Consider the following 18033-nt stretch of genomic DNA (forward strand, 5'->3'; position numbering starts at 1 on the left):
GATTAGTCCTCTACGTTCAAGCCCATTGAGCGAGCAGAACCCGCGATAGTACGAACCGCTGCATCTAAGTCAGCTGCAGTTAAGTCTGGTTCTTTACTTTTGGCAATTTCTTCCAACTGAGCGCGAGTAACAGTACCCACTTTTTCAGTGTTAGGACGGCCAGAACCGCTCTTGATGCCCGCTGCTTTCTTAAGCAGGTAAGACGCAGGAGGAGTCTTAGTTTCGAATGTGAAAGAACGATCTTCATAAACCGTAATTTCTACAGGTACCGGAGCACCTTTCTCAAGGCTATCTGTTTTTGCGTTAAACGCTTTACAGAATTCCATGATGTTCACACCGTGTTGACCTAGTGCAGGACCAACTGGTGGACTTGGGTTAGCAGCGCCTGCTGCAACCTGAAGCTTAATAATACCGCTTACTTTTTTAGCCATTTTAAATGCTCTCTTGTTTGGGTATAGCGCCTTGCAAGTACAGAGATTACCTGCTCAATCGGCTTCCCGTTTCCGTTTAAAAGGGCGCGCATTATATAAGGTGTTCAAATGGTATGCAAGCATAAATGTGACTAAAAAACGATCTCATGGCCAGTTTTATTAAATATTCAGGGTTGTCAAAATTAACGCGGCTTTGTGTAAGTTGCACTAAGCCTTAATTTTAGCAAAGAAGAAGTGTTTGGAGCGTTGTGGGGAAATGCGCTGGGACCAATTTCCGGAATGGTTGTAGGTGCAATCAGTCCAGTAACAGGTTTTCGCTCACTTGTTACCTCCGTCGGTGTGAGGGGCTTCAGGTGCAATTGTCAACGTACTTTCATCCGCCGAACATGCAGCAACAAAAAATGAATAAAAAATGGAACATGCCACTAAATTTCTAGTCTGGATGATTTGCCTTATCATCGTTAACTTCATTTTAAAGCGCGCTCTAACTGTCGGATTTTGGGACTCTTTTAGTAGTAGCAAAAAAATATCCAAAAACACGAGCCTAATTCTGCAATTTTTATTTTCATTTTTTGCTTTTTTAAGCGTGTTTGTATGGGTGAATTAACAATCTATTTTTTACAAAAAAGAAGTAATGATGTTTCACCCATTACTATCTGAATCCCACAAAAGCTCCTCGCACAAAAAAGCCCCTATTAAGGGGCTTTTTTATGAATTTGGAGGTAGAAAAAAAGACCTAGCCTTTTTCTACTTGTCCGAATTCTAGATCTACCGGTGTAGAACGACCGAAGATAAGTACCGACACTTTTACGCGGCTCTTTTCGTAGTCTACTTCTTCTACCACACCATTGAAGTCTGCAAATGGACCGTCTGTAACGCGAACCACTTCGCCTGGCTCGAACAATGTCTTCGGCTTAGGCTTATCAACTGACTCTTCAAGACGGTTAAGAATGGCGTCTGCTTCTTTTTGGGTAATTGGCATTGGGCGGTCAGAAGTACCACCGATGAAACCAAGTACACGAGGAACGCTTTTCACTAAGTGCCAAGATTCTTCGTTCATTGCCATTTCTACCAATACGTAACCTGGGTAGAACTTACGCTCAGATTTACGCTTTTGGCCAGCACGCATTTCAACAACTTCTTCAGTCGGAACTAGAATCTGACCGAAGTGCTCTTCCATACCGTGCATCTTGATATATTCAAGTAGCGTTTTTTGAACGCGACCTTCGTACTGAGAATATGCTTGTACTACGTACCATCTTTTTTTAATTTCTTCTTCAGACATACGTTATGCTCCTATTCCAGTAATGTATCCAACAACACGAACGATAATGCCGTCTAATCCCCAAAGGATTAATGCCATTACCAACGTAGCCGCTAGTACGATGATAGTAGTTTGGTTTGCTTCTTGACGGGTCGGCCATACTACTTTGCGAACTTCAGTGCGCGACTCTTTAGCAAAGCTAAGGAAAGTGCTGCCTTTCACCGTTGATGCTGCGATGAAGCCAGCAATAACCACTACCACTACTGCGGTAACTGCACGGTATAATACTGAAATTTCACCGAACACTGTGTTGGCCGTAACCAATCCAGCAAGTAGGGCAAATACCACTACCCATTTAAACATGTCCAATGCATTGGACTGATTTTCCGTCTTTTCGCTCATGTCACGATCCTAGCACTACAGCGTCGTTTTGCTCGCGCTAATACGCGAACTTGTAATTTGGCAGGGGTGGAGGGACTCGAACCCCCAACCATCGGTTTTGGAGACCGCTGTTCTACCAATTCGAACTACACCCCTGTGGTGTTTAACTCACAAATTTTACTTACACTACCCTTGGGAATTCAGCGTCATTTCAATGGAAAGTGCGGTATCGCAAGGGAGGGAGGCGTATTATACTCAAGATAACAAGCGGCACAAGGTTTTTGTTAACCATGTTGGTGGTAATTCCCTCAGTGCAAGTTGTTCTGCAACTTACTGTGCCGTTTAACTCGTTATCTCAGTGAAAAACTATTCCACGCCAATAAAGCCGCCTGTTTGATGTGCCCATAACTTGGCGTAAATACCATTATGCGCAATTAATTCGGCATGTGTACCCTGCTCTACTATCTGCCCTTTTTCTAACACTAATAATCGGTCCATTTGCGCAATCGTTGAAAGCCTATGCGCGATAGCCAATACAGTTTTACCTTCCATCACTTTATCTAGGCTTGCTTGAATAGCGGCTTCAGCTTCTGAGTCTAAGGCAGAAGTGGCTTCATCTAAGATTAGTACAGGTGCGTCTTTCAATAGCACGCGAGCAATCGCAATACGTTGTCGTTGCCCGCCGGATAGCTTCACGCCACGCTCCCCAACATGGGCGTCGTAGCCTGTTCTTCCTAGGCTGTCAGTGAGCGTAAGAATAAACTCATGAGCTTCTGATAGCTTGGCGGCGTTTATCATTTCTTCTTCGCTGGCATTGGTGCGCCCATAAAGAATGTTGTCACGTACTGACCTGTGCATAAGCGACGTATCTTGCGTCACCATGCTAATTTTAGCCCGCAAGGTTTCTTGGCCAACTTGGGTTATATCTTGCCCATCAATAACAATGCGCCCCGATTGGGTATCGTAAAATCGCATCAGCAAATTAACTAACGTGGACTTGCCTGAGCCTGAGCGCCCTACCAAGCCCACTTTCTCACCCGGGTGAATGGCAAGCTCTAGATTAGAAAATACATCGATGGGTTGGTTATCTGCACCTGCGTAGTTAAAGTCCACATTATCGAACTTAATACCACCGCCCTGCACACTAAGCGCCGTGGCTTTAGGATTATCTTTCACTGCAATAGGTTGGGCTAGGGTATTCATACCATCTTGCACCGTGCCTAGATTTTCAAACAGGCCCGATACTTCCCACATGATCCAATGCGACATACCATTTAGGCGAAGAGACAAACTAATCGCAATGGCAATATCCCCAGGGGTAGCCAAGTTTTCCATCCACAAATACACAGACAGTGCGCCAATGGTAAATACCAATATGGCATTCGACATTTCTACACAAAACTCTAATACCGTTACCAAACGCATTTGTGGATACACCGTTTTTAAAAAGCCATCCATGCTTTCTCTGGCGTAGTCAGCTTCGCGGCGGCTATGAGAAAATAACTTTACTGTCGTGATATTGGTGTAACTGTCAACAATTCGACCCGTCATCATAGAGCGAGCATCGGCCTGTTTTTGTGACACTTCTTTAAGCTTGGGTACCAGCATGCGCAAGATGAACATGTACACAAAGAACCACACCACAAGCGGCACCGCTAAGCGCCAATCGGTACTGAACACCAGTACCACCATAGAAATAAAGTAAACGCTAATGTATACCAGTAAATCGAGGACTTTGGTTACGGTTTCACGTACCGATAGCGCGGTTTGCATGACTTTAGTGGCCACGCGACCCGCAAACTCATCGTGAAAAAAAGTTAAGCTTTGGCCTAATAAATAGCGGTGGGCTTGCCAGCGAATACGCATCGGGAAATTTCCCATAAGCGATTGGCGTGAAAACAGTGAGCGTAACAGGATAAAGCCTGGAATCAGCACCAGCACGGTAACCGCCATGCCAATTAAGGTCCATTTTTGCTCGGCTAAAAAAGTTTCTCGATTTTGTTCTGAAAACCAATCTACCAATTGGCCCAAGAAACCGAACAGCGCGACTTCAAGTACCGCAACAATGGCACTTAAAATAGAGACGGTTGCGATAACGCCCCACATTCCTTGGGTGTAGTACTTACAAAAGGCAACAATACCTGTTGGAGGTTGCCCTGGTGGGGCTTTAGGGAAAGGCTGTGTTAATCGTTCAAAAAATGAAAACATGCAACATAACTCGTGTCGTTCTACATCAACTGCGTTTAATTACATCATTCTACACGATATGATCAATGCTCGGGTTTAAAACATCGGCTTACTCCTCTTTGTAGCCTAAGTTTGTCAGAATGCTCTCTACCTTTGCACTATGCTGCGCTTGCCACTGCTCAAGTGTCATGGCTGCATCTTTCTCACCACGGGCAAAGGCTATATCAAAAGCTTCTTGTGCTTGCGCTTGTGGAATTACCGCAATACCCTCTTCGTCAGCCACAATAATGTCACCGGCATTCACTGTCACGCCACCACATTGAATGGGCTGATTAAGGGGCGATGTACACTTTTTAGCACCTGGCTTAGGCACTACACCACGGGCAAAGACAGGGAATTGATTTTCTCTAGTTTCTGCTAAGTCTCTAATAACACCGTCGATAACAAACCCTTTAATGCCTCTAGACTGCGCAATTGCACACACGTTACCGCCCGCCACCGCGAATTTATCATCAGCCTCAACCACGATGATATCGCCGGCGTTAGCGCGATAAATGGCCGCGTGAAGCATAAGGTGATCTCCTGCCTCACATTTCACTGTAAACGCAGGGCCAGCAATACGTGGTATAGGCTGCCATAACGGCTTAATTCTATAATCCATAAACTGCTCCCGTGGCAATGCATCGGCGTACTCGCAAGGTGACACGGTATCGAATTGAATCATGTAAATTCCTTCAGCGTTAAATGGAGTGTAAAGGTGGATTTGCCTGCCCTATGTGGTCAATATATCGAAATTACACACAGAAGTTGTTACAAGCTATGTATTTTCACTATAAGTGCTTTTTCTAATGGAAGGGGCGTGATAAATATTAACGTAAGAGAATACTGTCTTTCATGTCTTATTCGATAGGCCATGGGTCAGTATTCAGCCAACGAGATATGAACTTAACGACATAAATTAATAACGACTTGGTTCACACACAAGCTTATAAAATAGGAATAACAATCCATGTTGAAAAGCGTAGTTAGCTTAAGTGTTGCATTAGCACTAACCGCATGTAGTCCGCAAAACACACAACCAGAAAGCCAAGCGCCAACCGCTGTATCGCAACAGCAAGAGTTGAAGTCAGGCGTGAACAAAGAAAACATGGATTTAACGGCCGATCCAGGCAACGACTTTTTCCAATACGTGAATGGCACGTGGGTGGATAACCTTGAGATCCCAGCCGACAAATCAAGTTATGGCGCTTTCACGATTTTGCGTGATGAATCTCAAGACCATGTGATGAAAATTATTAAAAGCTCTGCCGAAGGCGACTTCGCAGATGGTACCGATGAGCAAAAAGTGGGCGACTTCTACCGTGCTTACATGGACACGGATACGCTTAATGAGTTGGGTATAAGTCCAATTAATGCCGACATTGAAAAAATTGAAGATATCACTAATTACGATGAATTAGCTGCATACTTTGCCTATGCCATCCGGTACGGCTATGTGACCCCTTTCAACGTTGGTCAAAATGCAGATTTCAAATCGCCAGAATCTTATATGATTTATACATGGCAGTCTGGCCTTGGCCTGCCTGAGCGCGATTACTATTTTAAAGACGACACCAAATCACAAGAAATCCGCGATGCCTACGTTAAACATATTGAAACCATGTTTACCCTCGCTGAATTTGATGCGCCATCAGATAACGCACAAATGTTGTTTGATATGGAAAGCCGTATTGCTGAGCTTCATATGAAGAAAGAGGAAGTACGTAATTGGGCGGCTAACTACAACAAAGTGCCTGTGTCAGAACTAAGCACTCTTATGCCTAACTTCCCGTGGTCATTATTTCTTAAAAAAATGGAATTAGACGATGTAGACAGTATTGTATTTCTTCAAACTGATTTCATGAAGCAAATGGATACTTTCATTACTGAAACCTCATTGGAAGATTGGAAGGTATTCTTAAAATGGGGCTTACTTAATGCCTCAGCCAGCCGTTTGAGTGAAGATTTCGACACCGCTAATTTCAATTTTTACAGCAAGACATTACGCGGAGTTGAAGAGCCTGAGCCACGCTGGCGCAGAGCTGTTAGCCTTTCTAATGCCCATGTAGGTGAAGTTATCGGTAAAGTTTACGTGAAACAATACTTCCCGCCTGAAGCAAAAGAGCGCATGACCGAGATGGTGAGCAATCTTTTACTGGCATATAAAGACAGTATTGAAAAACTAGATTGGATGACAGATGAAACCCGTGAGCAGGCGTTAGACAAACTATCTAAATTTACCGTGAAGATTGGTTACCCCGATACGTGGAAAGACTATTCTCAGCTGGTCGTTAAAGGCAGTGATTTATTTGGTAACTTAAAGCGCTCGGCTGATGTTGCCTACGAAGAAATGCTCAAGAAACAAGGCGGCCCAGTATGGAAGCATGAGTGGGGTATGACGCCTCAAACCGTTAATGCTTACTACAACCCAACGGCGAATGAAATTGTTTTCCCAGCAGCCATACTTCAGCCGCCATTTTTCGATATGAATGCAGAAGACGCGGTAAACTACGGTGGTATTGGTGCCGTTATCGGACATGAAATTGGTCATGGTTTTGATGATTCAGGTTCGACGTTTGATGGCGATGGCGCGTTACGAAACTGGTGGACTGATACAGACCGACAAGAATTTGAAGCGAGAACGGCGAAACTTGTCGAGCAATTCAACGAATTCGAAGCCCTGCCAGAACTCTTCGTTAACGGTGAATACACCCTTGGGGAAAACATTGGCGACTTGGGCGGTATTAGTATTGCGCTTAAAGCCTATCACTTAACCTTAGAGGGTGAAGAAGCCCCTGTTATTGACGGTTACACTGGCGATCAGCGCGTATTTATTGGTTACGGCCAAGTATGGGCAAGCAAGTATCGTGATGAAGCCTTACGCAACCAAATTCAAACCGACACCCACTCACCAACAAAATTCCGTACTAACGGTGCATTGCGCAACGTTCCTGAATTTTACGAGGCGTTTGATGTTACCGAGGAAAATGATTTGTATTTACCGCCAGAAGAGCGCGTAAAAATTTGGTAATAGGTATTGGTTAGTGTTATTGAAGAGGCGGCAATTCATTCATTGTCGCCTTTTTTATATCTGCATTGAATGTTTGAATCGTGCCTAAATCGTACGAAAATCGATAGCATTGATTCGCTAGCCACGTTGGCCTGATAGCTGCAGATTTACTATGGTTTTTCGGAGCTTAATACTATGAAGTTTGCCTCGCATTTACGCCACTACTTGAACGGCGCAAACCTTTATCTTCTATTTTTAATAACAAGTTGCTTTTATCTCCTCACCCTCACGTTAGCTTCTTACCCTTTTCAGTTTTTGCCTAAGGTATTGCCTATTTGCATATTGCTCGTTACTAGCATAACGATGCTACAAGGTCGCTTTCGCCAGCTCATTTCGTTGGCTATTATTGCCAGTGGATGTGGCGATGTATTCCTAGCAATACAGCTTGAAAACGGGTTTATATTTGGGCTAATTAGCTTTTTAGTTGCCCACATTATTTACATCGTGAGTTTTTGCACGCAGGGGACTATGAGCTTGTCGACTATGAACAACTCGTTAAACCGATGGCGCTTAGTAGGCGTGCTCGGGGTTATTGTCTTTGCTCTCATTATTGGACGCCATATATTGCCCAGTACTGGGCAGCTATTTGTACCTGTGTGCGTGTACTTAGCGGCTATATCTTTAATGGGGATCACTGCGCTAGTATTTAACATGAGTAACACCATCGTATTAGGCGCTTTTTGCTTTATTTGCTCTGACAGTATTCTGGCGCATTCCCTATTTAAAGAACCCTTTCCCTTATCTAGCTTCCTAGTAATGACAACATACTACCTTGCACAATTTTTTATCGTGAAAGGGGCGGTTAGTTATCAAGGTTCGAGCGCTAGCTAGCTTTTGTTCTGAATCTGACGGATTAAGGGTTTGCGCTTTAGGGGGAATGCGTGAGGCTTATGGCTTATGGCTTATGGCTTATGGCTTATGAAGGATTGGCCAATTCAAGCAATACTGCAATGGCTTCATCGGCTCGGCCAACCGGAACGAAAATATGGTCGTGATAATAGCCAGCTACCACATTCGCGCTAATATTAGCCCGCGTAAGAGCAGCCGACATTGCTGCGGTCATACCTACCGCATCTAAACTTGAATGGACATTGCACGTGATGCGCTTAAAGGTAATGTCTACAGCAAAGCCTTCGTTACTTGCAAAAGATGATTCAAGAATAAGGGTTGTACCTTCATCTTCTTTATACACCATTAAGGCATTGGCCAGTTGAGTTGGCGAAACAGCGTAAGGCACGCTCACAAATACAAACGCTTCAATGCTTAACACTGGCTGAAGTGTTTGCAATAAGGTATTTAAATCTGTTTCGCCTGACATGAAATCGCCTTTACTCTGCCTATTGAACTCGTTAAATATACTTGCATAGCATTTGTTCTATACGCTTAGGCTATTATAGTTGATATCACCTATAACTTACGCGCTCTTACTCGTTTGCCTTTAATTTTACCTTCGCGGAAGTGATTCATAGCACGCTTTACACTACGCAACTTAACCGCAATAAAGCTTTGGCTATTTTGCACCGCAATTTTGCCTACATCATCGCCTGGTATGCCTGCATCTTTAGTAAGCGCACCAACTAAGTCGCCAGGACGAAGCTTTTGTTTTTTACCTGCACTCAGTGAAATGCAGCTAAATTCAGGTTGGATGATTCGATTTTTATGGAAACGTAAGCCTTGTGCACCTTTTAGCGGAATATCAGTACCTTGTAGCACTTCAATTTTACGCAAGAAATGTTCTTCCTCGTCGCCCACTAACGTTATTGCTGTACCTTCAGCGCCCGCACGAGCGGTACGCCCAATACGGTGAATATGTGTTTCCGGCTCTTCGCTCACTGTGTAGTTAATTACACAAGGAATATCATCAATATCAAGCCCACGTGCGGCTACATCAGTAGCAACCAGCACTTGTAGTGCGTCACTAGCGAACTGATTAAGAACTGCTGTACGCTCGTACTGCTCCATTTCGCCTTGTAAACCTGCTGCGCTAAAGCCATCTTCAAGTAACGACGCGACCACTTCGGTCACTTGTACCCGACGGTTACAAAACACGATAGCCGTTTTAGGCTGAGAATCGGTAAGAATTGCTTTGAGCGTTTGTATTCGTGTGTGCGCAAGTACGTTGTAACCAATTTGAGTAATCGACGGTTTGTTCGACTCATCACTTTCAACCTTACAAATCACTGGTTCGGTTAAATACTGATCGGCAATACGCTCAATTTCTTCCGTATAAGTAGCAGAAAACAGTAACGTTTGTACGCCCTTCTTCATCGGTGAAAAAATGACTTTTAAGTCATCTTCAAAGCCCATGTCTAGCATGCGGTCGGCTTCATCAAGCACGCGTAAACGTACATCTTTTAGCATCAGCCTGCGCTTCTCTACGTGCTCCATCACGCGACCAGGCGTGCCCACTACAACATGAGCGCCGTGCTTAAGCGACTGAATTTGAGGACCCATAGGTTGGCCGCCACAAATGGTCATCACTTTTATATTGCCAATTTGCTTTGCAGCATTTCTATACTGCACGGCAACTTGATCTGCCAACTCTCGCGTGGGGCACAATACCAGTACTTGAGTGGCAAATAATGTAGGGTCAATCTTTTCAAGCGCCGGTATTACGAAGCAAAGCGTTTTACCACTGCCTGTTTGCGCTTGCCCAATAACATCGCTTCCCGCTAATGCATGAGGTAAAGACTGTGCTTGAATAGGCGATAAGGTAAAAATACCTTGTGCATCTAACGCTTTTGTAATCGCTGGATTTATTTCCAACTGCTTTATTGTTTCAATTGTCATTTCTGTTTTTTCCAAAGATGCACAACACCATTTTCAATATGATGGGCAACATTGTGATTATTATGAACGGCTTCACTCCATTGTTGAGAAGTTTGCCTAAATTTCTTACTTTTCTTAATTTTCGCTGACGTGAGTTTAAGCATTTCTACTAACACCAGCGACGTATCGAGTTTAGATAATGCCAAGTAGGCTGAAGACACTTTATATGGTGCGACTTGTTTTATATCGTTACACCGTGTCTTATCAACACACCCGAAATCTATAGCACCTTGAGAAGCAAAGATGACATCCACCTCATTGCTTAAAAGCGCATTCACTATTTCCTTCCAGCTACCGTACGCCACCGTGTGGAAGCCCCTTGCACTAGCCACCTCGAAACGGTAATCATTCTTTAACGTACCCACCCGCATTGTAGAAGGAACGTCATCGATATTGCGGTATGAGTGTTGATCTATACCAAACAAACCATGCAGATTACGGGATATAGGTGAAATCCAATGAAATACAGGCTCTCTTTGCGCAGTGAGAACGATAGAAAAAACCAGTACATTTGGCTTGGAAATCGCTTCTTTCGCGATGCGCTGCCAAGGGGCGTAGAGTATGGGTGAAGCAATACCCGCATCATCCAATACATCTCTAACGAAATCAGCAGCAATACCTTCTAACTCATTATGCTCACCCACTTCACTGAAAAGCGGAACCAAATCTGAAATGATCCACAAATCGCTGGAATCAACGTTCAACTCGCCAACAAAGCTCAAAATACCGAATGAAAACACATGCTTTGATGTGCCGAGTTTCTCAGCAACGCTATGTTGTAGTTCTTTATAGTCAGCAGACACTTTATATTCACTCGCCGCTAAGGAGAGAGATTCTGCTAACGTTTTATTTTCTTCGCTATTTTTTAAGGCTACGTAGCTTAGACTAACGTTTCCGTTACCTGCCCCTGTATTATTACTACACACTGACACCGCTTTTTCACATGCAAATGCCGCAATGGCGGTCACCCAGTAATACTGATGCTCATTTTCTGGGGTTCTTCGCACTCCAGCATATAGACGGGGCGAAGGCATGAGCCCCTCAAAATGACCAGCGGCTTTTGAATCGGTAGTTGCACCGATAACTGAAGATTCAGGTAAATCGAACTGCGTTTGATAACCCGCTAATAAGGCAATCTCTTTGACTAAACGTTGCTGATAATGACTTAGCCATTCAAAATGCGTACTGGCGTCTTCAACAGAAGACACCTGTATTACTGCGTTTTCTGCCCGAACTGCTGGATGCGCTACCGAATTTATCACTAGCACAAGCAGTACAAGGCATTTGGTTAGTCTGGCTAACGTGTTTGGAAAGTATCTTTTAGTTTCCATTGAAGCGTCTGCCCTGCATAGAAAGGCACCATATCGGTACCATCAGCCAACGTGACCTCTTCAGGTACTGTCCACGCTTCTTTTACTAACGTCATTGTTGTGTTGTTTCTTGGTAATCCGTAGAAATCGGCACCGTAGTTACTGGCGAACCCTTCTAACTTATCTAATGCGCCCAACTGCTCGAACACTTCGGCATAAAGTTCGATGGCAGACCATGCGCTGTAGCAACCTGCACAACCACACGCGTTCTCTTTTTTATGCTTTGCATGAGGTGCTGAATCAGTACCTAAGAAGAATTTGCTGTTACCGCTGGCGACCACATCTTGCAGTGCTTTTTGATGTGTATTTCGCTTTAACACTGGCAAGCAATAGTTGTGTGGTCGAACCCCACCAACCAGTAAGTCATTGCGATTTAACAATAAATGCTGCGGAGTGATTGTCGCTCCTACGTTGGCGCTAGCATCTACCACAAAAGCTGCTGCGTCTGCGGTAGTAATATGCTCAAACACTACTTTTAAGTTCGGAAAAGCCGCCACGATAGGTGACAAGTGCGTATCGATGAACACTTTTTCACGGTCGAAGATATCAATATGCGATTCGGTAACTTCACCATGGATAAGCAGTAGTAACCCGTGAGCCTCCATGGCTTCAAAAACAGGGTATAACGCCTCGATACCTTTTACTGCAGCATCTGAATTGGTCGTTGCGCCAGCTGGGTATAGCTTACACGCCGTTACGCCAGCGGACTTCGCATCAGCAATATCTTGTACTGATGTGGTGTTCGTCAAAAAGAGAGTCATTAGAGGTTCAAAGTTGCTGCCGGCTGGGCGAGCCGCTTCTATCCGCTGTTTGTAATCAACCGCCATACTTGCATTCACCACAGGTGGAACTAAGTTGGGCATAACAATGGCACGCTGGAAACAACGGGCTGTAGCTGGGACAGTTTCCGCTAACATTTCGTTGTCACGAAAATGTAAGTGCCAATCATCGGGGGTTCTAATCGTTAGCGTTTGCATAACCGAAAGCTCTCTTCTTTAAGACCAATTAAGATTTTTTTGTATAAGCCGCAATAATAACAATGCGGGTACCATTCACTTTACCTTCAATATGCAAAGGGTTATCGCTTAGGCTAATGCCTCTTACTGGTGTACCGCGCTTCGCCGTAAAGCCAGCTCCCTTCACGGTAAGATCTTTAACAAGGTGCACATTATCACCAGCTTGCAGTGCAGCACCGTTACAATCAAGCGTCGCTTCTTGCTCAATAAGTCCCGCTTCAGCCCACTGTTTAACATCGTCTTCTAAGTAGGCCATGTCTAACAAATCTTGTGCCCAGCTTTCACCGCTTATTTTATTAAGCATACGGTAAGCAACCACTTGAACTGCGGGTGTGGGTGACCACATGGCGTCATTAAGACAACGCCAGTGGTTGGCGTCTATGTCGGCTTCACTGTTAAGTTGATCTCGGCAGGTTTGGCAAGTAAGTATCGCGCAGCCAGCAGTTTCATCTGGTGACTCGGGTACCATGTAAACGTCTAAATTTTCGGTGTTCTTACACAACTCGCAAGCGTTATCCGCTCGATTGAAAACAGCTTCTTGAAGCACAGCAAATGTCCCTACAATATTTTGCCGCAAAGTATACCACAATTCGACTAAATAGGGGCTGGCAAAAACGTCTGCTTCTCACTATCAAGGCGTGTCGTGAGAGACCCAAATCAATTTGCTAGTATCGAAGCCGTTCTGCGTAGCTTGGGCTAAAAGGGCGTCGATAGTTTCTTGAGGTAAGGTCTTTTCTCTCGCTAATATCCACAAATAGTCTCTATCAGGCCCTGTTATCATGGCATATTGATAGTCTTCTTTGTCTAATGCCATCACAACATAACTGGCATAGAAAGGACCAAAAAATGATACTTTCAAATGCGCAGTATCGGCCGTTGATACAAAATAAGCTTTCCCTTCAGCCTCATCCCACTTTGCTTCTTCTTGAGAATAACCTCGGTTGATAACCTTTACGCCACCATCGCCGCGCATAGCGTAGGTGGCCGTCACATTGGATAGCCCCTCTTCAAAACTGTGATCGTAGCGCGCTACTTCGTACCACTGACCTAAATAGCGGTCTAACTCAAATCCTTCCACCGGCTTGATGCCATCTGGTATTGATGTACATCCAACCAACGTAAATAACATGGTTACACTAAACCATTTTTTACTATGCTGGCTAAACAATCGGCGAAAAATACCTTCATACGTATTCAATGTGTTAAACATCGACTAATCCCCTAGCTTCATCTATATATGGCTTACTTTAGCAAAATAGCACGTTATTGTGACTGCCAACGCAGTTGCACATTTATTTGGAGTATAAGATGCAAAACTATTTCCCAAACGCAAGCAGACTCGTCTATGGCTGCATGGGCCTTGGTGGTGGCTGGAACAACGAAGCAGCAACAAAAGAACATGTGTTACAAGCACACCAGGTAATAGAACAAGCATTGGCTCTTGATATAAATGTGTTCGATCATGCAGATATCTATACTTTTGGCAAAGCTGAAACAGTGTTTGGCAAGGTTTTAAAAGAAAACCCGTCGCTGAAAGAACTTATGATTCTGCAATCTAAGTGTGCGATACGGTTCGAAGATGATTTAGGACCAAAGCGCTACGATTTCTCAGCAAAATGGATTGAATCTTCGGTAGAAGGTATCTTGCAGCGTTTGAACATTGAGCAACTTGATATTTTGCTGCTTCATCGCCCCGATCCGTTAATGGAATTGGACGAAGTTGCTACCACGCTTTCTTCCTTGCAACAACAAGGTAAGATAAAGCACGTTGGCGTTTCAAACATGCATGGGCATCAAATGGCGTACCTTCAATCGGCGCTTTCAAGCCCAATTGTGGCGAACCAATTGGAGATGAGCTTAGCGTTTCGAGACTGGCTAGAAGATGGTGTTACCACTAATAGCCCGGCAAACCGTAACTCTGGTTATGCACCAGGTACACTTGAGTATTGCATGATGAACAAAGTGCAACTTCAAGCATGGGGAAGCTTGGCACAAGGCAAGTATACGGGCGCCAGTACCCACAACGATACTGATGCCGCTACGGCTGCATTAGTCAACTCTCTGGCCGCCGAATACGAGACTAGCCCAGAAGCCATCGTATTAGCTTGGTTAATGCGCCATCCTACCAATATTCAACCGGTGCTCGGTACAACCAATATTGAGCGTATAAAAGCTTGTCATAAAGCAATGAATGTTAAACTGACTCGCGAACATTGGTACTTGTTGCTTGAAACCGCTCGTGGACAAGAGATGCCATAGGGTATGATTGTGTGCAGCACCCTCGGGTCATGCTTTAACGGAGTTTACTTATGTTAAAAGGAATTCACCACGTCGCGCTAATTTGTAGCGACTACCCTGCGTCTAAACGCTTTTATACCGACATTCTTGGCCTTAGCGTTATTGCTGAAAATTATCGCGAAGCGAGAAAATCATACAAGTGCGATTTAGCATTACCCGATGGCGGTCAACTTGAACTATTTTCGTTTCCTGGTGCGCCAGCGAGGCCCTCAAGGCCGGAGGCTCAGGGGTTGCGTCACTTGGCGTTCAGGGTAGACGACATTGATGAGGTCATTGCGCATTTAGCCACAAATAAGGTGGAATGTGAGCCCATTCGCGCAGATGAATACACCGGGAAACGGTTTACCTTTTTCGCTGACCCCGACGGTTTACCGCTTGAACTCTATGAAATGTAGTTTTATGTAAGTGTTTCTGTGTAACCGGCTTGGTACGAAATGTACCTCTGCACTATTAGATAAAAAAAAGCAGGCTTAGCCTGCTTTTTTTAAGACTTTATGCCGCTAATATTTAAAGGTTTTCGCAGTACATCAAACAATGAAGGGTATGGTACTAAACAGATAAGTAGATTCATTTGCAAACCTAAACTACAATACAACTTAATCGATTAAGTTCGTCGTGACAATTTTCGCTAGAATTGTCGAAAACGCAAATTAAACTGAGTTTACTTTGCCACGCTTTTTGTAAGGTAGTTTTAAGGTAATAAAATGGAACAAGCTATGAACTATGCCGCTGATAGTAATGTTTGCCTAAATCGTATTATGGCAAGCACTGATTTATCTATGCTAACTAAAAAAGATGCCGCCTTATTTACTCGCCGAGTTAAAACGCATTTTGGCGACTTATTCGATAAATACATCACTATTTACGGCCACCAGTTCGACTGTTACTTTCATCTTCAACAGCTTATCAATGTGCTGCGTGACGGTGTTAAAAACCGCAAACCTGCGCTGAAAAAAATAGATAACCTTCGACTTCAATCTCCTAACTGGTACAAAGATGAAAACCAAGTAGGTATGGCGCTTTACGTAGACCTTGCTGGCCCAACCATCAAAGATTTACACACGCGTATTCCTTATTACAAAGCGCTCGGGATAACCTATCTACACTTAATGCCGCTTTACGATTCACCTAAAGGAGACAGCGATGGCGGTTATGCTGTATCTGATTATCGTAAAGTGAACCCTTGCTTAGGGACTATGGAAGATCTTGAGTCGCTAGCGGCCACACTACAAAAAGAGGGAATAAATCTCGTCCTCGATTTTGTGTTTAATCATACGTCAGACGAGCATCATTGGGCGAAAGAAGCATTAGCGGGAAACAAACAGTTCCAACATTACTACTACTTGTTCAACGACCGCACGTTGCCAGATCAGTTCGAGCACACGCTTCGAGAAATATTTCCTCAGGTTAGGCGTGGAAGCTTCACTTTTAATGAACACATGCAAAAGTGGGTATGGACCACATTTAATAGTTTTCAATGGGATTTAAATTACAGTAACCCCGAGGTGTTTAATGCCATTACCGGAGAAATGCTATTTCTTGCGAATATTGGTTGTGCAGCACTGCGACTAGATGCCCTTGCATTCATTTGGAAAGAAATGGGAACTGACTGTGAAAATCAAGAAAAAGCCCATCTGCTCATTCAAGCCTTTAACACCTGCTTGCAAATTGTTGCGCCAGCGGTGGTGTTTAAGTCTGAGGCCATTGTGCACCCCGATGAAGTGGTTAAATACATTGGTAAAAACGAGTGCCAACTTTCCTATAACCCGTTATTAATGGCATTGTTGTGGAACAGTTTGGCTACCCGTAAAACACGCCTGTTGACGCGCTCAATGCAAAAAAGCTTTTCGATTAGCGATGAATGCACTTGGGTTAACTATGTGCGTTGCCATGATGATATTGGGTGGACGTTTGACGATAATATTGCCAACGAGCTTGGCGTGAACCCGCATGACCACCGTTTCTTTTTAAATCAATTTTTTACGGGTAGGTTCGAAGGTAGCTTTGCTAATGGTGTACCATTTGCTGAAAATCCATCTAACGGCGATTGCCGTGTATGTGGCTCTCTAGCCTCACTTTGCGGCTTAGAAGGGGCACTTGACACCAATGACCAACAAGGCATTGAAGATGCTATTAAGCGCATGCTTCTTATGTACGGCATTACCTTTAGTATCGGCGGTATTCCCTTGCTGTATTCAAGTGACGAGCTCGCTAAGTTAAACGACTATGATTATTTGAACGACCCATCAAAGCGCCACGATGACAGATGGGTTAATAGGATTGCTATAACTCAACAAGATACTGAACTTGCGCTTTCTGAGCCAAGCAGTCAGCTAACGGCAGAACAAGATGCCAGCTTGCTGGTATTTCGAGGCCTGCAAAACATGTTAGCGATAAGACGTAGTAACCCTATCTTCGGTGCATCACGTACTACCATTGTGGACAATGACAATCAACATTGCTTCGCTTATATAAGAGAAAACGATTCGGGTGAAAAGCTATTGGCTATTTGTAATTTTAGCGAACAATCACAGCAAATAACCGGTGGCTTACTCGGTGCGCTTGGGCACAAGCCCGCCACCGACTTACTTACCGGCAACGTACTGAACGGCAACGAATCAACAATCTCCCTCGCCCCCTTTCAACAGTATTGGCTAAAGCAATAACGGTACTTTCAGCCCCTATTCTTTTCGGCGGCCAGTAATGGACAATGTATTTTCTTTTACTCTGCCGCAACTTAGCGAGATTCTAGCGTATTCCTCAGGCAACCTATCAATTTACGACTATAATTTAGTAAGAGTAATCGATTTGCTAAATAGCATCGTATTACTGTACGAATAGACGCAGTCATTCAACACTGAAGCTTAAAATATGCAGTCACCATATGGATATGGATGAAGCTTAAAAGGACAATATATGAAGCCCGAAACAACCCTAGAATACATGTGCCCTTACTGCGGCGCTTTCAACGACTTTTCTGAGCACACCATTCGCGATATGTATCAAGAGCAAGTTGAAACTTGTGGGTGTTGCAAAAAGAACTTAAGCCTTATCGCAGCAAATGGTGTAGAAGGTCGTATCAACCTTATTATCAGCGAACTAGAAACAGAGTTTCATTCAAAATAAAAAACCGCTCTAAGAGCGGTTT

General features: G+C 44.0%; 17 protein-coding genes and 1 tRNA gene. 6 read left to right on the plus strand and 12 right to left on the minus strand.

Translation table 11 applies throughout. From position 1 onward, the window contains the following. Positions 1–2 precede the first annotated feature (2 nt). The 6 genes from rplK to KYS23_RS12290 form a co-directional block, all read right to left on the minus strand. Positions 3–431, minus strand: coding sequence for a 50S ribosomal protein L11 (gene rplK / locus KYS23_RS12265; RefSeq protein WP_159533659.1), 429 nt, complete (start codon positions 429–431; stop codon positions 3–5). A 736-nt stretch (positions 432–1167) separates the two neighbouring features. Further along, on the minus strand, positions 1168–1716 hold the full coding sequence (gene nusG / locus KYS23_RS12270) for a transcription termination/antitermination protein NusG (RefSeq protein WP_013786334.1): 549 nt from the start codon (positions 1714–1716) through the stop codon (positions 1168–1170). 3 nt (positions 1717–1719) lie between these two features. After that, the gene (gene secE, locus KYS23_RS12275) at positions 1720–2097 is read right to left on the minus strand and encodes a preprotein translocase subunit SecE (RefSeq protein ID WP_057795659.1); all 378 of its coding nucleotides are present in this window, start codon (positions 2095–2097) and stop codon (positions 1720–1722) included. A gap of 58 nt (positions 2098–2155) precedes the next feature. Beyond that, positions 2156–2232 (minus strand) — tRNA-Trp (locus KYS23_RS12280). Positions 2233–2442: 210 nt separating this feature from the next. Continuing rightward, a complete protein-coding gene (locus tag KYS23_RS12285; protein ID WP_218418880.1) occupies positions 2443–4284 on the minus strand; it encodes an ABC transporter ATP-binding protein in 1842 nt (613 codons plus the stop codon). Between the two features lie 88 nt (positions 4285–4372). After that, the gene (locus KYS23_RS12290; protein ID WP_159533663.1) at positions 4373–4987 is read right to left on the minus strand and encodes an RraA family protein; all 615 of its coding nucleotides are present in this window, start codon (positions 4985–4987) and stop codon (positions 4373–4375) included. 285 nt (positions 4988–5272) lie between these two features. Here KYS23_RS12290 and KYS23_RS12295 point away from each other — a divergent pair, with 285 nt between their 5' ends. Beyond that, a complete protein-coding gene (locus tag KYS23_RS12295) occupies positions 5273–7333 on the plus strand; it encodes a M13 family metallopeptidase (RefSeq protein WP_159533665.1) in 2061 nt (686 codons plus the stop codon). Positions 7334–7507: 174 nt separating this feature from the next. Next, positions 7508–8203 (plus strand): lysoplasmalogenase, encoded by a 696-nt coding sequence (locus KYS23_RS12300; RefSeq protein WP_159533667.1) that lies wholly within the window; start codon positions 7508–7510, stop codon positions 8201–8203. Between the two features lie 85 nt (positions 8204–8288). Here the strand turns inward: KYS23_RS12300 and KYS23_RS12305 are convergent, their stop codons facing one another. The 6 genes from KYS23_RS12305 to KYS23_RS12330 all read right to left on the minus strand — a co-directional run bounded on the left by KYS23_RS12305 (position 8289) and on the right by KYS23_RS12330 (position 13716). Beyond that, positions 8289–8690, minus strand: a complete 402-nt coding sequence (locus KYS23_RS12305) for an ACT domain-containing protein (RefSeq protein ID WP_159533669.1) — start codon at positions 8688–8690, stop codon at positions 8289–8291. A gap of 89 nt (positions 8691–8779) precedes the next feature. Beyond that, complete coding sequence (gene dbpA, locus KYS23_RS12310) at positions 8780–10162, minus strand: ATP-dependent RNA helicase DbpA (protein ID WP_159533671.1); 1383 nt, start codon at positions 10160–10162, stop codon at positions 8780–8782. Beyond that, a complete protein-coding gene (locus KYS23_RS12315) occupies positions 10159–11532 on the minus strand; it encodes a substrate-binding periplasmic protein (RefSeq protein ID WP_159533673.1) in 1374 nt (457 codons plus the stop codon). The genes dbpA and KYS23_RS12315 overlap by 4 nt, the downstream gene beginning before the upstream one ends. Then, on the minus strand, positions 11499–12548 hold the full coding sequence (gene pyrC / locus KYS23_RS12320) for a dihydroorotase (RefSeq protein ID WP_159533675.1): 1050 nt from the start codon (positions 12546–12548) through the stop codon (positions 11499–11501). The genes KYS23_RS12315 and pyrC overlap by 34 nt, the downstream gene beginning before the upstream one ends. A gap of 28 nt (positions 12549–12576) precedes the next feature. After that, the gene (locus tag KYS23_RS12325) at positions 12577–13134 is read right to left on the minus strand and encodes a PhnA domain-containing protein (RefSeq protein WP_159533677.1); all 558 of its coding nucleotides are present in this window, start codon (positions 13132–13134) and stop codon (positions 12577–12579) included. 84 nt (positions 13135–13218) lie between these two features. Further along, positions 13219–13716: a lipocalin family protein gene (locus KYS23_RS12330; protein ID WP_159534723.1), complete on the minus strand. Its 498-nt coding sequence runs from the start codon at positions 13714–13716 to the stop codon at positions 13219–13221. A gap of 179 nt (positions 13717–13895) precedes the next feature. Between KYS23_RS12330 and KYS23_RS12335 the strand changes: the two genes are divergently transcribed. The 4 genes from KYS23_RS12335 (at position 13896) to KYS23_RS12350 (ending at position 18011) form a co-directional block, all read left to right on the plus strand. After that, positions 13896–14846, plus strand: a complete 951-nt coding sequence (locus KYS23_RS12335) for an aldo/keto reductase (protein WP_218418882.1) — start codon at positions 13896–13898, stop codon at positions 14844–14846. Positions 14847–14896: 50 nt separating this feature from the next. Next, entirely contained in the window at positions 14897–15280 is a 384-nt protein-coding gene (gene gloA2, locus KYS23_RS12340) for an SMU1112c/YaeR family gloxylase I-like metalloprotein (protein ID WP_159533681.1), read from the plus strand. Between the two features lie 321 nt (positions 15281–15601). Then, positions 15602–17551 (plus strand): alpha-amylase family glycosyl hydrolase, encoded by a 1950-nt coding sequence (locus tag KYS23_RS12345; protein ID WP_159534725.1) that lies wholly within the window; start codon positions 15602–15604, stop codon positions 17549–17551. Positions 17552–17801: 250 nt separating this feature from the next. Further along, positions 17802–18011 (plus strand): hypothetical protein, encoded by a 210-nt coding sequence (locus KYS23_RS12350; RefSeq protein WP_159533683.1) that lies wholly within the window; start codon positions 17802–17804, stop codon positions 18009–18011. The last annotated feature ends 22 nt before the right edge of the window (positions 18012–18033 follow it).

This window comes from Alteromonas lipotrueae (assembly GCF_019249255.1).
Classification (GTDB): Bacteria; Pseudomonadota; Gammaproteobacteria; order Enterobacterales; family Alteromonadaceae; genus Alteromonas; species Alteromonas lipotrueae.

Coding starts and splice junctions, on each gene's coding strand:
- KYS23_RS12285 (WP_218418880.1), bottom strand. CDS start 4,284: ATGTTTTCATTTTTTGAACGATTAACACAGCCTTTCCCTAAAGCCCCA.
- KYS23_RS12330 (WP_159534723.1), bottom strand. CDS start 13,716: ATGTTATTTACGTTGGTTGGATGTACATCAATACCAGATGGCATCAAG.
- KYS23_RS12335 (WP_218418882.1), top strand. CDS start 13,896: ATGCAAAACTATTTCCCAAACGCAAGCAGACTCGTCTATGGCTGCATG.
- dbpA (WP_159533671.1), bottom strand. CDS start 10,162: ATGACAATTGAAACAATAAAGCAGTTGGAAATAAATCCAGCGATTACA.
- KYS23_RS12290 (WP_159533663.1), bottom strand. CDS start 4,987: ATGATTCAATTCGATACCGTGTCACCTTGCGAGTACGCCGATGCATTG.
- KYS23_RS12305 (WP_159533669.1), bottom strand. CDS start 8,690: ATGTCAGGCGAAACAGATTTAAATACCTTATTGCAAACACTTCAGCCA.
- KYS23_RS12295 (WP_159533665.1), top strand. CDS start 5,273: ATGTTGAAAAGCGTAGTTAGCTTAAGTGTTGCATTAGCACTAACCGCA.
- rplK (WP_159533659.1), bottom strand. CDS start 431: ATGGCTAAAAAAGTAAGCGGTATTATTAAGCTTCAGGTTGCAGCAGGC.
- gloA2 (WP_159533681.1), top strand. CDS start 14,897: ATGTTAAAAGGAATTCACCACGTCGCGCTAATTTGTAGCGACTACCCT.
- KYS23_RS12350 (WP_159533683.1), top strand. CDS start 17,802: ATGAAGCCCGAAACAACCCTAGAATACATGTGCCCTTACTGCGGCGCT.
- secE (WP_057795659.1), bottom strand. CDS start 2,097: ATGAGCGAAAAGACGGAAAATCAGTCCAATGCATTGGACATGTTTAAA.
- KYS23_RS12345 (WP_159534725.1), top strand. CDS start 15,602: ATGAACTATGCCGCTGATAGTAATGTTTGCCTAAATCGTATTATGGCA.
- KYS23_RS12300 (WP_159533667.1), top strand. CDS start 7,508: ATGAAGTTTGCCTCGCATTTACGCCACTACTTGAACGGCGCAAACCTT.
- pyrC (WP_159533675.1), bottom strand. CDS start 12,548: ATGCAAACGCTAACGATTAGAACCCCCGATGATTGGCACTTACATTTT.
- nusG (WP_013786334.1), bottom strand. CDS start 1,716: ATGTCTGAAGAAGAAATTAAAAAAAGATGGTACGTAGTACAAGCATAT.
- KYS23_RS12315 (WP_159533673.1), bottom strand. CDS start 11,532: ATGGAAACTAAAAGATACTTTCCAAACACGTTAGCCAGACTAACCAAA.